At 59.4% G+C, this 15,301-nt stretch carries 15 protein-coding genes; 9 read left to right on the top strand and 6 right to left on the bottom strand.

The genetic code is table 11. The annotated features are described in order from the left end of the window. The first annotated feature begins 172 nt into the window (after window positions 1-172). Complete coding sequence (locus AC3WK5_RS23855; protein ID WP_103316720.1) at window positions 173-1,006, top strand: EamA family transporter; 834 nt, start codon at window positions 173-175, stop codon at window positions 1,004-1,006. Window positions 1,007-1,041: 35 nt separating this feature from the next. Further along, window positions 1,042-1,425 (top strand): MAPEG family protein, encoded by a 384-nt coding sequence (locus AC3WK5_RS23850; RefSeq protein WP_103316718.1) that lies wholly within the window; start codon window positions 1,042-1,044, stop codon window positions 1,423-1,425. Between the two features lie 74 nt (window positions 1,426-1,499). Here AC3WK5_RS23850 and mltA read toward each other — a convergent pair whose 3' ends face one another. Further along, the gene (mltA, locus tag AC3WK5_RS23845) at window positions 1,500-2,672 is read right to left on the bottom strand and encodes a murein transglycosylase A (RefSeq protein ID WP_103316715.1); all 1,173 of its coding nucleotides are present in this window, start codon (window positions 2,670-2,672) and stop codon (window positions 1,500-1,502) included. Between the two features lie 128 nt (window positions 2,673-2,800). Between mltA and AC3WK5_RS23840 the strand changes: the two genes are divergently transcribed. Next, complete coding sequence (locus AC3WK5_RS23840; protein ID WP_103316712.1) at window positions 2,801-3,250, top strand: c-type cytochrome; 450 nt, start codon at window positions 2,801-2,803, stop codon at window positions 3,248-3,250. 182 nt (window positions 3,251-3,432) lie between these two features. Here AC3WK5_RS23840 and AC3WK5_RS23835 read toward each other — a convergent pair whose 3' ends face one another. The 4 genes from AC3WK5_RS23835 to AC3WK5_RS23820 form a co-directional block, all read right to left on the bottom strand. Next, window positions 3,433-3,828, bottom strand: a complete 396-nt coding sequence (locus AC3WK5_RS23835; protein ID WP_103316709.1) for a DUF1090 domain-containing protein — start codon at window positions 3,826-3,828, stop codon at window positions 3,433-3,435. A gap of 96 nt (window positions 3,829-3,924) precedes the next feature. Beyond that, a complete protein-coding gene (ligB, locus tag AC3WK5_RS23830; RefSeq protein WP_103316707.1) occupies window positions 3,925-5,607 on the bottom strand; it encodes an NAD-dependent DNA ligase LigB in 1,683 nt (560 codons plus the stop codon). A 158-nt stretch (window positions 5,608-5,765) separates the two neighbouring features. Then, a complete protein-coding gene (gene metK / locus AC3WK5_RS23825; protein ID WP_103316704.1) occupies window positions 5,766-6,956 on the bottom strand; it encodes a methionine adenosyltransferase in 1,191 nt (396 codons plus the stop codon). An 18-nt stretch (window positions 6,957-6,974) separates the two neighbouring features. Continuing rightward, complete coding sequence (locus AC3WK5_RS23820) at window positions 6,975-7,970, bottom strand: ArsR/SmtB family transcription factor (RefSeq protein ID WP_103316702.1); 996 nt, start codon at window positions 7,968-7,970, stop codon at window positions 6,975-6,977. Between the two features lie 273 nt (window positions 7,971-8,243). On the opposite strand from AC3WK5_RS23820, the gene tkt reads away from it, so the two are divergent. From tkt to fba, 6 genes are all read left to right on the top strand, one after another. Next, the gene (tkt, locus tag AC3WK5_RS23815) at window positions 8,244-10,241 is read left to right on the top strand and encodes a transketolase (protein ID WP_054594422.1); all 1,998 of its coding nucleotides are present in this window, start codon (window positions 8,244-8,246) and stop codon (window positions 10,239-10,241) included. A gap of 150 nt (window positions 10,242-10,391) precedes the next feature. Next, window positions 10,392-11,477 carry an erythrose-4-phosphate dehydrogenase gene (gene epd, locus AC3WK5_RS23810; protein WP_103316699.1) on the top strand — a complete coding sequence of 362 codons (1,086 nt, stop codon included), beginning with the start codon at window positions 10,392-10,394 and terminating at the stop codon, window positions 11,475-11,477. A gap of 25 nt (window positions 11,478-11,502) precedes the next feature. Then, window positions 11,503-12,666 (top strand): phosphoglycerate kinase, encoded by a 1,164-nt coding sequence (locus AC3WK5_RS23805; RefSeq protein ID WP_103316696.1) that lies wholly within the window; start codon window positions 11,503-11,505, stop codon window positions 12,664-12,666. A gap of 34 nt (window positions 12,667-12,700) precedes the next feature. Beyond that, the gene (locus tag AC3WK5_RS23800; RefSeq protein ID WP_103316693.1) at window positions 12,701-12,922 is read left to right on the top strand and encodes a hypothetical protein; all 222 of its coding nucleotides are present in this window, start codon (window positions 12,701-12,703) and stop codon (window positions 12,920-12,922) included. A 59-nt stretch (window positions 12,923-12,981) separates the two neighbouring features. Continuing rightward, the gene (locus tag AC3WK5_RS23795) at window positions 12,982-13,314 is read left to right on the top strand and encodes an MliC family protein (RefSeq protein ID WP_103316691.1); all 333 of its coding nucleotides are present in this window, start codon (window positions 12,982-12,984) and stop codon (window positions 13,312-13,314) included. Between the two features lie 294 nt (window positions 13,315-13,608). Beyond that, the gene (gene fba, locus AC3WK5_RS23790; protein WP_019694035.1) at window positions 13,609-14,673 is read left to right on the top strand and encodes a class II fructose-bisphosphate aldolase; all 1,065 of its coding nucleotides are present in this window, start codon (window positions 13,609-13,611) and stop codon (window positions 14,671-14,673) included. A 253-nt stretch (window positions 14,674-14,926) separates the two neighbouring features. On the opposite strand, the gene AC3WK5_RS23785 is transcribed toward fba, so the two are convergent. Then, window positions 14,927-15,220 (bottom strand): hypothetical protein, encoded by a 294-nt coding sequence (locus tag AC3WK5_RS23785; protein ID WP_146039817.1) that lies wholly within the window; start codon window positions 15,218-15,220, stop codon window positions 14,927-14,929. Between the last annotated feature and the right edge of the window lie 81 nt (window positions 15,221-15,301).

Genomic DNA, 15,301 nt, shown 5'->3' with positions numbered 1-15,301 from the left:
ACGCTCTGATCAGGCATACGCATGCGAGCTCCCGGTTCCGTGAGAATCGGGTAGCAGCAGAAATTTATTGGAATAAGTATGTGCGCAACTGAGTGCGGCGTGGTCGGTTGCAGTATAAACAGCTGCTGACATATGGCGAATCAATTCGGTTGATGCGGGCAAGGAGAACAGGGTGCTTGCGACGATTCTGGTGTTGGTGGCGGCGTTGTTGCACGCCGCCTGGAATACCCTGATCAAGTTCAGTGCCGAGCGGTTATTGGTCGTGGCCTGCATGGACAGCGTCGCGCTGCTGTTTGTCGCGCTGATGCTGGGTTTCGTCGCGCTGCCGCCGATGGACATCTGGCCGTGGATACTCGCTTCAGCCGCCTTCGAGTTGCTCTATCGCTATCTGCTGATCCAGGCCTACCGGGTCGGCGATCTCGGGCTGGTCTATCCGCTGATGCGCGGTTTGTCGCCGTTGGTGGTCCTGGCGTTGACACTGATCTTTGCCGGCGAAGTGCTGACGACCCAGCAGATCCTCGGCATTTTGCTGATCCCGTTCGGCATGCTGTGCCTGCTTTGGCAGGGCGGTGGCGGGGAGCGTTTGCCGTGGTCGATGTTGCCGGTAGTGGTGCTGATCGGCTTGTGCATTGGCGGCTACACCTTTATCGATGGGCAGGCGTTGCGGCGCTGGTCGCACCCGCTCGATTACCTGGTCTGGGTGACGCTGCTCAGTGCCTGGCCGTTTCCGCTGTTGGCACTGGTGCGCAAGCGTCCGGCTTTTATGCTGTTCTGGCGTGAGCAGTGGCGACTGGGCTTGGGTGTCGGGTTCTGCGTGTTGTTCAGCTACGCTTTGGTGCTCTGGGCCATGCAGTTGGGGTCGATTGCCGAAGCGGCGGCGTTGCGCGAGATCAGTGTGATTCTGGTGGTGCTGTTCGGCATGCGTTACCTCAAGGAACCTTTCGGCCGGCCCAGGCTCTTGGCTTGTGGGCTGGTACTGGCCGGCATGCTCGTGATGAAGTTCTGAGCGAGTGTTTACGAAACTCTAAAAAGGAATCTGCAATGAACGTTGCCCTGTGGTGTGTATTGATCGCGATTTTCTTGCCGTACGTTTGCACCGCCATTGCCAAGATCGGCGGCAAGTTCGGGCTTCGGGATAATCATGATCCGCGAGATTTTCTTGAGTCCCTCGAAGGGTTCGCCAAGCGTGCCCACTGGGCCCAGTTGAACAGCTTTGAAGTCACCCCGGCGTTTGCCGCCGCGGTCATCGTCGCGCACCTGGTCGGCAATGCCGAACTGGTGACGATCAACGTGCTGTCGGTGCTGTTCATCACCAGCCGCCTGCTTTACATCATCTGCTACCTGGCAGACTGGGCGATCCTGCGTTCGCTGGTGTGGTTTGTCGGCATGGGATTGATTGCCGCCTTCTTTTTTGTGTCGATCTGACGCGATGCGGAACCGTTTTTGTAGCAGCAGGCTTCGCCAGCTGCTACAGGAGTCAACAGCGTATTGGGTGCGACTTACTTTGTGTCGGTCACCTGCGGCAGTTGCGGTAGTGCCGCGCCTTTTGGCCAGAGCATCCAGATTTGCCCTTGCTGTTTCATGTCGCCGGCCAGTTGCCCGGCGGCATCGCCAGTGCCCCAGAACAGGTCGGCGCGAACTTCGCCGGTGATCGCGCCACCGGTGTCCTGTGCGGCGACGGGGCGTACCAGTGCGCTGCCATCAGGGCGGGTGGTGGATAACCAGAGCAGACTGCCCAGCGGAATAACCTTGCGATCCACCGCCACGCTGTAACCCGAGGTCAGCGGCACGTTCAGCGAGCCGCGCGGGCCTTCGTTGCTGTCAGGATTGCGGCTGAAGAACACGTAGCTCGGGTTACTGCCGAGCAGTTCGGGGATGCGCGTCGGGTGGGCCTTGGCCCAGGCACTGATGGCGCCCATGGTCACGTCCTCCTTCTTCAGTTCGCCCTGATCTACCAGCCAGCGGCCAATTGGGCGGTAGGGGTGACCGTTCTGGTCGGCATAACCGATGCGCAGTTGGCGGCCATCTTCCAGCTGAATGCGGCCCGAGCCCTGGATTTGTAGAAACTGCAGGTCCATCGGATCGGTCAGCCACGCCAGCACAGGCGCCTTGACCCCTTTGGTTTCAATCGCAGCGGCATCGTCGTAAGGCTTGAGCACCCGGCCTTCAAGGCGACCGCGCAGGCGCTTGCCTTTGAGTTCGGGGTAAATGCTCTCAAGCGAGACGATAATCATGTCGTCCGGTACACCGTAAACCGGCACATTGGCCACCGGGTTCTGCGTCAGGCTGCCCGGATAGACCGGCTCGTAATAGCCGGTGATCAAGCCATTCGCATTGCCGCTGGAGGAGCGCAGGCCGTAGACCGCCAGCTGTTCCTTGAGAAAGCCGCGGATGGCGTCTGCGGTTTGCGGCACATTGGCGGCCGCTGCGCAGGTCGCGCCCCAGACCGGGTCGGATTTCAGGCGGGTACAGGCGCTGCGCCAGGAACCGAAGCCGGCCAGCAAGTCATTATCAGATACCGCCGGCAAGGCTTCCCAGGTCGCGCTGGAATAGGTGGCGATGGCGTGGGTTTGTGGTTTTGCGGTGTCGCCACTGTTGCAACCGGCGAGCAGGGCGACCATCGGTACGGTCCAGAGCAGAGTGTTGCGCCAGGCCTTGAAACGGCTGTTCATGCGGTATTTCCTGTGCAGGTTGCCCGAGCGCTTCCAGCGTTCAGGCAACCCTTATTGTTAATAGGGCTATTGGTCTTTGCCGACGACGCGAGGATACTGGCCGCCGTTTCCCGTGACCTGAAGCCACCATGACTCTTAAAAGACTTTCTGTTGTATTGCTGGCCTGCCTGACGCTGTCCGCCTGTGGCGGTGTCGATCCGAACTCGCCGCTGGGTCAGCGCAAGGCGATTTTCAAGCAAATGCTCAAGACCGGCGAAGACCTGGGCGGCATGTTGCGGGGACGTATCCCGTTCGATGGCCCGCGTTTTACCGCAGGCGCCGTCAAGCTCGATGCCTTGTCCCATGAGCCGTGGAAGCATTTCCCACAGGTTCGTGAGGACGGCAACACCAGCGCCAAAGACGGTGTCTGGCAGCAGCAGGCACGTTTCCAGGAAATGGCCCGCACACTGGAAGCCGCCACCGGTGAATTGGTGATTGCCAGCCAGGTTCAGCCGTACAAGGCCAGTAACCTGGGCCCGGCCGTGCAGAAAGTCGAAGACGCCTGTAGTGCGTGCCATAAACAGTTTCGTGATCACTGATTTCAGGTTCAACTGATAACTCTGTGGCGAGGGAGCTTGCTCCCGCTGGGTGGTGAAGCCGCCCCAAAATCGGCTATCGCGATTATCCCGGGAAATCTCGATAGCCAGACTGCGAACGCTACGCGTCCGAGCGGGAGCAAGCTCCCTCGCCACAAAAGCTGCTGCACTCATCGATCTCGGATTTACTTATCCAGCTCATCCAGCGCTCGCTGCAATTCCTTACGGGACTCGGCGAGTTTGTCTTTGCGTTTGTTGATCTTCTCGGCATCGCCCTGTTTCATGGCCTTGTCGAGGTCGGCCTGACGGCGGCTGACTTCGTGCTTGGCGTCGAGCACCTTGTTCTCGCGCTCTTTCTTCAAGGCGGCGTCGTTGCAGTGCTCGGTGGCTTCGCTCAGGGCTTTTTCCAGGCCAGACTGTTGTCCGGCATTGCCATGTGCCCTGGCCTGTTCGATCTGGTTACTGATGGACTGGCGCTTGGCGGCGCAGCCAGTGAGTTGCGGAGTTTCTTCGGCAGCCATCAGCGGTGTCGCCATGACGCCACAAAGGGTCAGCATGACGAGCGGTGAAAGAAATTTCATAAAGGCTCCGTTTAAAAAATCATCAGGTCGGCAGCAGATGGGCTGTTGGAGCGCATCAATACTCATTGGGTTCAAAACTGCCGGCTCTCTGCATAGCTAAAAGCCGTCTATCCCGGCAGCGTGTAATTGTTCGCTCAAGGCCAGCACCTGCGGGTCGCGGAAAAATGCGCTCAACTGCGCCGCGCGCCCCGGGCCGATTCCGGCTTCGGTCTGCCATTGCTCAGTGTCTCGTTGCGCCAGTAATTGCCATGAGTCTGCAAGACTGGCCTCACCGGTAGGCGGCAAGCCCAATGCTTTCAGCCAGCGTGAAAAGGGCTGTTGCCGGGCGCTTTGCAGACTGTTCAGCAAGCGGACACTGCTGCGCTCGCCGAAGCCGTCAATGTTAGCAAGCTCTTGGGCATCGAGGGTCAACCAATCGAGCAAACCCTTGAGGCGTCCGGCACTGATCAGTTTTTCCCAGGTGCCGGGGCCGATATGGCGCAGCGCCAGGCCTTGCTTGCCACTGAGCCAGGTCAGTCGTGCGAGAAACTGGCTTTCGCAGCCCGGTGTCGGTTGCCAACAGCTGAGGTGATGAAAGTCTTCTGCGCGTGGTGCGTTCACCTCGGGTCGTTCAGTGCTGCGCAACACGACCCTGTCGAGTCGCGGGATGGTCAGCCCGGCAAGGCTGATGGCGACCTGATCGCCGGGGCGGATATCCATGGCCTGCCACCGCAGCAACGAACTGACGCTGACACGTTTGATCTGTCGGTCATCGAGCATGACCGGAGCGAGCTCGAGCACCGGGGTGATGCGTCCGGTGCGCCCGATCTTGAAGTTGACCTTGCGCACTTCAGCCAACGCCTGGGCGAAAGGGTACTTCCAGGCTACGCTCCAGAACGGAGTTTTCGCCTCCCAGCGCTCTGCCGCCGGACGTTGGCTCTGACGCAAGACAATACCGTCGCTGGCAAACGGCAGGGGTGTGCGATACCAGTGATCGCGCCAACGTTCGGCATCGGCCAATGCGCTGACGGGCTGGCTGTAGAACTCACTGTCAGGGAAGCCCAGTGCTTTCAGGGCGAGCAGGCGCTCCGGCAGGCTGGCCGGACCTTGCGGCCAGTCCCAGACAAATAGCCCGATCCCGTTGGCGTCCACAGGGTTCAGTTCTTTACGGGCCATCAACCCGGCCACGGCGCTGCGGGCGTTCAGGCTGCCGTGTTTGGCTTGCAGATGATCCGTCAGGCGCCAATAGAGCTCGCCTTGCAGCAGCAAATCCAGTGGCTGCGGCAGTTGCTGGGGAATCGCGGCGATCTTGCGCGCCGAGGCGGTCCAGTCCTGGCCGTTGATACCGTCGCCGCGACTGATCGCCTGCTGGAGCTGACCCTCACGGTAAATCAACGTGACCGCTACGCCGTCGACTTTGGGCTGAACCCAGATATCGTCGCGTGTCTTGAACCAGGCTTCGACGGCACGTCCGTCGATGAGCTTTTCGAGGCCGGTGTGGGGAATCGGATGGGTAACCGTGCCACGGGCGGCACGCAGCGGATTCTCAGGTGTTGTGGTCGGGGCAAAGCATTCTCGCCAAGCTTTGAGGCGGGTACGGGACTGGTCATAGAGCTCGTCGGCGACCAGTGAATGTCCTTGTCGGTGATAGCTGTCGTCCCAATGCTCGATTTGCTCTTGCAGCGCGGTGATTTCGGCTTGGGCCCGGGTGGGGAGCCAGTCGGGACAGCTATTGGCATTGGCGTTCAGGCAGGTAACGATCAACCAGAACCCGATCAACAGACGAAGCGTGGGCAGCATCATGAGCATCCTTGCTCGAGGGGGATGCCTGAAGGCTAGATCAGCAGGGAGGCTAGCGAGCGCAGGTAGTTTTCAGGGTGTGTCCAGGCCGGATCAGCGCCCATGAAAAAGCCCCGCACGGCGAACCGTGCGGGGCTTTTTGTGCAGCCAGGAAAGTCTTACAGGCCGGCAGCAGCGCGCAGGGCGTCGGCGCGGTCGGTTTTTTCCCAGGTGAACGTGGTGAACGTATCGTCGCCCACGGTTTTGGTTTCCGGGGTGCGACCGAAGTGGCCGTACGCAGCGGTGTCCTGGTACATCGGGTGCAGCAGGTCGAGCATGGTGGTGATTGCGTATGGACGCAGGTCGAACACTTCGCGGACCAGTTTGACGATCTTGTCGTCGCTGATCTTGCCGGTGCCGAAGGTGTTCAACGAAATCGAAGTCGGCTGAGCGACGCCGATGGCGTAGGAAACCTGAATCTCGCAACGCTCGGCCAGGCCGGCAGCCACGATGTTCTTGGCCACATAACGACCGGCGTAGGCAGCCGAACGGTCAACCTTCGATGGATCTTTACCGGAGAATGCGCCGCCGCCGTGACGGGCCATGCCGCCGTAGCTGTCAACGATGATCTTGCGACCGGTCAGGCCGCAGTCGCCCACTGGGCCACCGATGATGAACTGGCCAGTCGGGTTGATGTGGAACTGGGTGTCCTTGGACAGCAGCTCGGCAGGCAGCACGTGCTTGACGATCAGTTCCATCACGCCTTCGCGCAGATCTTTGTAGGATACTTCCGGGTTGTGCTGGGTCGACAGTACAACGGCGTCGATACCGACAACCTTGCCGTTTTCGTAGCGGCAGGTCACTTGCGACTTGGCGTCTGGACGCAGCCAAGGCAGCAGGCCGGACTTGCGGGCTTCGGCCTGGCGCTGAACCAGTTGGTGCGAGAAGGTGATCGGTGCTGGCATCAGCACGTCGGTTTCGTTGCTGGCGTAGCCGAACATCAGGCCCTGGTCGCCGGCGCCCTGGTCTTCAGGCTTGGCACGATCAACACCCTGGTTGATGTCGGGGGACTGCTTGCCGATGATGTTCATCACGCCGCAGGTTGCGCCGTCGAAGCCGACGTTCGAGCTGTTGTAGCCGATGTCGAGGATCACGTTACGGACGATGTCTTCCAGATCGACCCAGGCCGAGGTGGTGACTTCGCCGGCGATGATCGCCACGCCCGTTTTCACCAGAGTCTCGCACGCCACACGGGCGAACTTGTCTTCAGCAATGATGGCGTCCAGCACCGCATCAGAAATCTGGTCGGCGATTTTGTCCGGATGCCCTTCAGACACGGACTCGGAGGTGAAAAGGGAGTATTCGCTCATCTCGATGTTTTCCTGAATTTACCGATGGTGAGTGTCGCCAGCCGGTCGCTGAAAGTGGCGGACCTGGATCTGGAAACCATTACGTAAGCCTACATAGAGGCTTTCCCCGGGAACGAGTCCCGCAGCGGTGGCCCAACGGGCCAAATCGTCCTGTTCAAACCCCAGCCAAAGATCACCGCAGGCCTCCTTGGCCCAACTTTGGTTGTGGCTACATAACTCTGTCACTAACAGGCTACCGCCTGGTTGCAGCAAGCCGGCCATGTGCTTGAGCGCATCGGCTGGCGCGGCGAAATGGTGCAAGACCATGTTCAGTACAACGCAATTGGCCTCAAGGCTTACGCCATCCAATGCATCGGCCAATTGCAGGCTGACGTTAGCCAGCTTTTCACGTTCGCAGACCTGACGCGCCAGTTCGAGCATCGCCGGGCTGTTGTCGAGCGCTGTGACCTGACTGAAGCGGCGCGCCAGTTCCGGCAGAAAACTGCCGTCGCCGGGGCCGACTTCAATCGCGGTGGCACCTTCGCTGAAGCTCAACTTGTCGAGCAGGGTCAGCACGCTTTCACGGTATTGCGCCAAGCCGGCGATCAAGTCTTGCTGGGCGCGAAATTTTTCCGCAACCCGTGAGAAAAAGTCCTGGCTGGCAGCGGCTCGTTGTCCGTGGACCTGGCTGATCCGCGCCTGCACATCGCTGGGCAGGGTCAGGTTGTCCACTTCGTCGAGCAGTGCTGCATGCAGCTTGCCGCCCAACAATTCGGTGTGGGGCAGGGCGCGACGGTAAAAAATCGCGTTGCCTTCACGGCGGGTCGCTACCAGCTCAGCCTGGGCCAGCACCTTCAAGTGGTGGCTCATGCCCGATTGGCCGGTGGCGAAGATTTGCGCCAGCTCCAGCACGCCGAACGAATCGTTGGCCAGTGCGCGCAAAACATTCAGCCGCAACGGATCGCCGCCGGCCTTGCACAAGGCCGCCAGCTCATCGCAATCGTCATGGCGAATGGAAGGCACGCGTAAGTTCATAAGGCCAGCAGTCTAGTGATGCGTCGAAATCCCTGCAAGGTCAATATCAAAAAGTTTTGATATTGCTCGATGGATGGCACTTCTCACGGGATGATTAACTCTACAAACGTACAGCGGAAAGGTTTCATCACCCGAAACCGTCGTTATCCGTGGGAAAAACGTCTCCAGATGACTATCTGTCATTGCCCCGAGGCTGTCCGCTGAGGGAAAATGCTCGCCTTTTTTCCGTTTCGTTTTATTCACTCTCGATTCAGTATCAGCAGGAGAACAGCGATGCCCAGCCGTCGTGAGCGTGCCAACGCCATTCGTGCCCTCAGCATGGATGCCGTGCAAAAAGCCAACAGCGGCCATCCCGGTGCCCCTATGGGTATGGCGGATATCGCCGAAGTGCTTTGGCGTGACTACCTCAAGCACAACCCGAGCAATCCATCGTTTGCCGATCGCGACCGGTTCATCCTGTCCAACGGTCACGGCTCGATGTTGCTTTACTCGTTGCTGCACCTGACCGGCTACGACCTGTCGATCGATGACCTGAAAAACTTTCGCCAACTGCACAGCCGCACCCCGGGCCACCCGGAACTCGGTTACACCCCGGGTGTTGAAACCACCACTGGCCCGTTGGGTCAGGGCCTGGCCAACGCCGTGGGCTTTGCCCTGGCAGAAAAAGTCCTGGCGGCGCAGTTCAACCGTCCAGGTCACAACGTTGTCGACCACCACACCTATGTGTTCCTGGGTGATGGCTGCATGATGGAAGGCATTTCCCACGAAGTCAGCTCCCTGGCCGGTACCCTGGGCCTGGGCAAACTGATCGCTTTCTACGATGACAACGGCATCTCCATCGACGGCGAAGTCGAAGGCTGGTTCACCGATGACACCCCGAAGCGTTTCGAAGCCTACAACTGGCAAGTGATCCGCAACGTTGACGGTCACGACCCGGAAGAGATCAAGATCGCGATCGAGACGGCACGCAAAAGCGCGCAACCGACGCTGATCTGCTGCAAAACCACCATCGGCTTCGGTTCGCCGAACAAGCAAGGCAAGGAAGATTGCCACGGTGCCCCACTGGGTGACGCGGAAATCGCCTTGACCCGCACTGCGCTGAAGTGGAACTACGGCCCGTTCGAAATCCCGGCCGACATCTATGCCGAGTGGGATGCCAAGGAAGCCGGTCGCGCGGTCGAAGCCGAGTGGGATCAACGTTTCGCTGCCTACTCCGCCGAATTCCCGGAGCTGGCCAACGAGCTGGTCCGTCGTCTGAGCGGTGAGCTGCCAGAAGACTTCGCTGAAAAAGCCTCGGCCTACATCGCTGAAGTCGCAGCCAAGGGCGAAACCATCGCCAGCCGTAAAGCCAGCCAGAACGCCCTGAACGCGTTCGGCCCGCTGCTGCCGGAAATGCTCGGCGGTTCGGCTGACCTGGCCGGTTCCAACCTGACCCTGTGGAAAGGTTGCAAAGGTGTCAGCGCTGAAGACGCCAGCGGCAACTACATGTACTACGGCGTTCGCGAGTTCGGCATGACTGCCATCATGAACGGCGTTGCCCTGCACGGCGGTCTGGTGCCTTACGGCGCAACTTTCCTGATGTTCATGGAATACGCCCGCAACGCCGTGCGCATGTCCGCCCTGATGAAGCAGCGCGTGATCCACGTCTACACCCACGACTCCATCGGTCTGGGCGAAGACGGTCCGACTCACCAGCCTATCGAGCAACTGGCCAGTCTGCGCTGCACGCCGAACCTCGACACCTGGCGTCCAGCCGATGCCGTTGAATCGGCAGTGGCCTGGAAGAACGCCCTGGAGCGTAAAGACGGTCCTACGGCACTGATCTTCTCGCGTCAGAACCTGCAGCACCAAACCCGTGACGCGGTGCAGATCGAACTGATCAACCGCGGTGGTTATGTGCTCAAGGACTGCGCTGGCGAGCCTGAGCTGATCCTGATCTCCACCGGTTCGGAAGTCGGCCTGGCCGTTCAGGCCTACGACAAGCTGACTGAACAGGGCCGCAAGGTGCGCGTGGTTTCCATGCCATGCACCAGCGTGTTCGATGCTCAGGATGCTGGCTACAAGCAAGCGGTTCTGCCGTTGCAGGTCAGCGCCCGTATCGCCATCGAGGCCGCACACGCGGACTACTGGTACAAGTACGTGGGCCTGGAAGGTCGCGTCATCGGCATGACCACCTACGGCGAGTCGGCGCCTGCGCCTGCCTTGTTCGAAGAGTTCGGTTTCACCCTGGAAAACATCCTGGGTCAGGCTGAAGAGCTGCTGGAAGACTGATCCAGAAATTGTGTCGTCTGGACTGCCGCTTTCGCGAGCAAGCCCGCTCCCACAGGATGATCACCGTCCATGTGGGAGCGGGCTTGCTCGCGAAGGCGTCAGTTCGGCCAGCACTGCAATGACGGATTCACCACGGTAATCGAGAACCCCATGCCTCAACCGCGTCCTTACAAAGTTGCACTCAACGGCTACGGCCGGATTGGTCGTTGCGTCTTGCGTGCTTTGTTCGAGCGAGGGGCGGCTGCCGGGTTTGAAATTGTGGCAATCAACGATCTGGCTGACATGGCCAGCGTCGAATACCTGACACGCTTCGACTCCACCCACGGGCGTTTTCCCGGTGAGGTGAGGGTTGACGGCGATTGTCTGCATATTAATGGCAACTGCGTGAAGGTCCTGCGCAGTGCCACCCCCGAAGGCATCGATTGGGCGTCGCTGGGCGTCGATCTGGTGCTTGAGTGCTCCGGTGCTTACCACACGCGCGCAGACGGCCAGCGTTTCCTCGACGCCGGCGCCCCGCGGGTGCTGTTTTCCCAGCCGATGGCCAGCGAAGCGGATGTCGACGCCACCATCGTCTACGGCGTCAATCAGGAGTGCCTGACCGGCGATGAACTGCTGGTGTCCAACGCGTCCTGCACCACCAACTGCGGCGTGCCGCTGTTGCGCCTGCTGGATCAGGCCTTTGGCCTGGACTACGTGTCGATCACCACGATTCACTCGGCGATGAACGATCAGCCGGTTATTGACGCCTACCACCACGAAGACTTACGCCGCACCCGTTCGGCGTTTCAGTCGGTGATCCCGGTGTCCACCGGCCTGGCGCGCGGTATCGAACGCTTGTTGCCGGAACTTGCCGGGCGAATTCAGGCCAAAGCTGTACGCGTGCCGACGGTCAACGTGTCTTGCCTCGATATCACGATGCAAACCGTTACCGACACTGACGCGAGTGAAGTCAACCGGATCCTGCGCGAGGCTGCCACCAGCGGCCCGCTCAAGGGGCTTTTGGCTTATACCGAGTTGCCTCATGCCAGTTGTGATTTCAACCATGACCCGCATTCAGCGATCGTCGATGCCAGTCAGACCCGCGTTTCCGGCCCAAGGCTGGTGAACGTGCTGGCCTGGTTCGACAACGAATGGGGTTTTGCCAACCGAATGCTGGATGTTGCAGGACACTATCTGCAAACCGCTATCAAGCTCTCTGTTTCTGAACTCTCTACTTCTAAAAAACCTGCTCTCTAAAACAGCTATCCAGGAAATGCGACCCATGACCGTGTTGAAGATGACCGACCTCGATCTGCAAGGTAAGCGCGTATTGATCCGCGAAGACCTCAACGTCCCAGTCAAGGACGGTGTTGTCACCAGCGATGCGCGAATCCTGGCCTCGCTGCCGACCATCAAGCTGGCCCTGGAAAAAGGCGCGGCGGTGATGGTTTGCTCGCATCTTGGCCGTCCGACCGAGGGTGAATTCTCGGCCGAGAACAGCCTCAAGCCAGTCGCTGACTACCTGAGCAAGGCCCTGGGCCGTGAAGTGCCGCTGGTCTCCGACTACCTGGGCGGCGTTGACGTCAAGGCCGGCGACATCGTGCTGTTCGAGAACGTGCGCTTCAACAAAGGCGAGAAAAAGAACACTGACGAACTGGCGAAGCAGTATGCCGCCCTGTGCGACGTGTTCGTGATGGACGCCTTCGGCACCGCTCACCGTGCCGAGGGTTCGACCCACGGCGTGGCCAAGTTCGCCAAAGTCGCTGCAGCTGGCCCGTTGCTGGCTGCCGAGCTGGATGCACTGGGCAAAGCCCTTGGCGCCCCGGCCAAGCCAATGGCGGCCATCGTCGCCGGCTCCAAGGTCTCGACCAAACTCGACGTGCTGAACAGCCTGAGCCAGATCTGCGACCAGTTGATCGTCGGTGGCGGCATCGCCAACACCTTCCTGGCCGCTGCCGGTCACCCGGTCGGCAAATCGCTGTACGAGCCAGACCTGCTGGACACCGCCCGCGCCATCGCCGCCAAAGTCAGCGTACCGTTGCCAGTCGACGTGGTGGTTGCCAAGGAGTTCGCTGAGAGCGCTACCGCGACCGTCAAGCTGATCGCTGACGTAGCAGCAGACGACATGATCCTCGACATCGGCCCACAGACCGCAGCGCACTTCGCTGAACTGCTGAAATCGTCGAAAACCATTCTGTGGAACGGCCCGGTCGGCGTATTCGAATTCGACCAGTTCGGTAACGGCACCAAAGTCCTGGCTCAGGCCATCGCAGACAGCTCGGCGTTCTCCATTGCGGGCGGCGGCGACACCCTGGCAGCCATCGATAAATATGGCGTTGCGGATCAAATCTCCTACATTTCTACCGGCGGCGGCGCGTTCCTCGAGTTCGTCGAAGGCAAAGTGCTGCCGGCGGTTGAAGTCCTGGAAAGCCGGGCAAAGGCCTAAGGGTCATCCATTGGCCAGGCAAAGGAGTGTTTACATGGTCAAGACGTTAGCGACATTGTTCGCAGCGGGCGTACTGGCCGGCTGCGGGAGTACCCCGAAAGCCGCGCAGGAATCGGATACCGGCGCGCCGGACAAAGGCTGTTACCAGGCCGACTGGCAAGCAGAAACCAACCCGGTGCTCAACAAGCGTTCCGGGCCGGATGGCCTGGATAAATACGAGACACGGACCCCGGCCAAGGAACATGGTTGCCCTTGACCGGTCTGACTCACTGATACCCAGCGCAGTTGGCGTGTGCCGACTGCCGAGGAAAATGGATGAAAGGCTTGATAGCCGTGGGGTCGCTGGCAGTACTTGCCGGTTGCGCCACTATGAACCCGTTCGCGTCGTCGCCTGTTGCGTCCGATAATTGGACGAACTGGGTTTGCGATAGCCAGGCCCCCGTGCACTGGCGCTACACCGACGCCACGCACAACGCCGTGGATGTGCGGCTCAGCGACGACCAGGTTCATCGCTTGAAGCTTGATCCGGCAGGCAGTGGTTCGCTGTACAGCGACGACCAGTTGGCGTTTCACGTAAAAGGTGAGGAAGGCCTGGTGTATTGGGTCGCCACCAACGATTTGATCGGCCGCGGCTGTAAAGCCAAGTAACACCGCTGATCACAGAGCTTTTGTGGCGAGGGAGCTTGCTCCCGCTGGAGCGCGAAGCGGTCACAAAGCCAGTCGACTCAGCGATCCAGAAGGACCGAGTCAATTGGTTTACGACTGCTTCGCAGCCGAGCGCGAGCAAGCTCGGTCGCCACAGGGTTCTTCGTAACACACAGGATTTATGTTGTACCGGATTCGCAGGCCGGCCTTACCCCCGATCTGCATTAACTTGAATAGCAGCCGCCGCTACGGCAGGCTTGCACGATTAACGACCCTCAACCGGGAGAGACACACACCATGGCACTTATCAGCATGCGCCAGATGCTGGACCACGCAGCCGAGTTCGGCTACGGCGTTCCAGCCTTCAACGTCAACAACCTTGAGCAGATGCGCGCCATCATGGAAGCCGCTGACAAGACTGACTCCCCGGTGATCGTCCAGGCTTCGGCCGGCGCCCGTAAATACGCTGGCGCGCCATTCCTGCGTCACCTGATTCTGGCGGCGATCGAAGAATTCCCGCACATCCCGGTGTGCATGCACCAGGACCACGGCACCAGCCCTGACGTCTGCCAGCGCTCGATCCAGCTGGGTTTCAGCTCGGTGATGATGGACGGCTCCCTCGGCGAAGACGGCAAGACGCCGACCGACTACGACTACAACGTCCGTGTCACCCAACAAACCGTAGCCATGGCTCACGCCTGTGGCGTATCGGTAGAAGGCGAGCTGGGCTGCCTGGGTTCGCTGGAAACCGGCATGGCCGGTGAAGAAGACGGTATCGGCGCAGAAGGCGTGCTCGATCACAGCCAAATGCTCACAGACCCGGAAGAAGCCGCTGACTTCGTCAAGCGCACCCAGGTCGACGCCCTGGCCATCGCCATCGGCACCAGCCACGGCGCCTACAAGTTCACCAAGCCACCCACCGGCGACGTGCTGGCCATCGACCGCATCAAGGAAATCCACAAGCGCATCCCGAACACCCACCTGGTGATGCACGGTTCTTCTTCGGTTCCGCAAGAGTGGCTGGCGATCATCAACCAGTACGGCGGCGACATCAAAGAAACCTACGGCGTACCGGTTGAAGAAATCGTCGAAGGCATCAAGCACGGCGTGCGCAAGGTCAACATCGACACCGACCTGCGCCTGGCGTCCACCGGCGCGATGCGTCGCCTGATGGCCACCAACCCGAGCGAATTCGACCCACGTAAATTCTTCGGTGCGACCGTTACAGCCATGCGCGACGTGTGCATCGCACGTTATGAAGCGTTCGGGACTGCAGGTAATGCTTCGAAGATCAAGCCGATCTCGTTGGAAGCGATGTTCCAGCGTTATTTGAAGGGTGAGTTGAACGCCAAGGTTAACTAAGTTTGAGCGTTTAGTTGCACTCATAAAAAACCCGCCGAGAGGCGGGTTTTTTGTTGGGTGGAACTGACAGGGGCGGGACAGGATTTTCCTATTTGTCGGCGATTACTGAATCAGACTTCCAGTCTTTATAAAAGAGTCGACGTAGTGTAAAGATGGCTCCAAAACATGCAGGAATTATCTCGTTTAGAGTCGAGGGAACGTAAAAAAAGTAGATGCCCATTAGTCGGTTTCTCGTCAGCCCCGTCGTGCCCAATCAACCGTTTTTTCCTTTCTCTGAGTAAGCGACGTTCAAATTTCTTAGCTGGAACCACTCGGAGAAGGTTTGTCCGTTGTCACTGCTTGTGCGTAGCGAAAAATCATGTTGCCCACCTGGTAGTCCTGAGGCTGTCAAAACAAAATCACCGTTTCTAGTAAAAGCCCTTGCGTATTCGCCTCCCGCATCCGTCTGGTGTAGGTATATAGTTTTTTGTGCTTCGGTAGTTCCTGTAAAGGTGAATACCCCATCAGAGAAATTGCCTGTGTAGGCCATGTCTAAAGTGATGCTCATTATTTTGTTCTCTCTGCGATTTTTGATTTTTAGGGCGCATGATAATTTTCGGCCTGGACCTGATTTTTGCGTTTCGTAGTG

It is taken from the genome of Pseudomonas sp. FW306-02-D09B (assembly GCF_058782685.1).
This window is presented reverse-complemented; position numbering and strand designations above follow the sequence as displayed.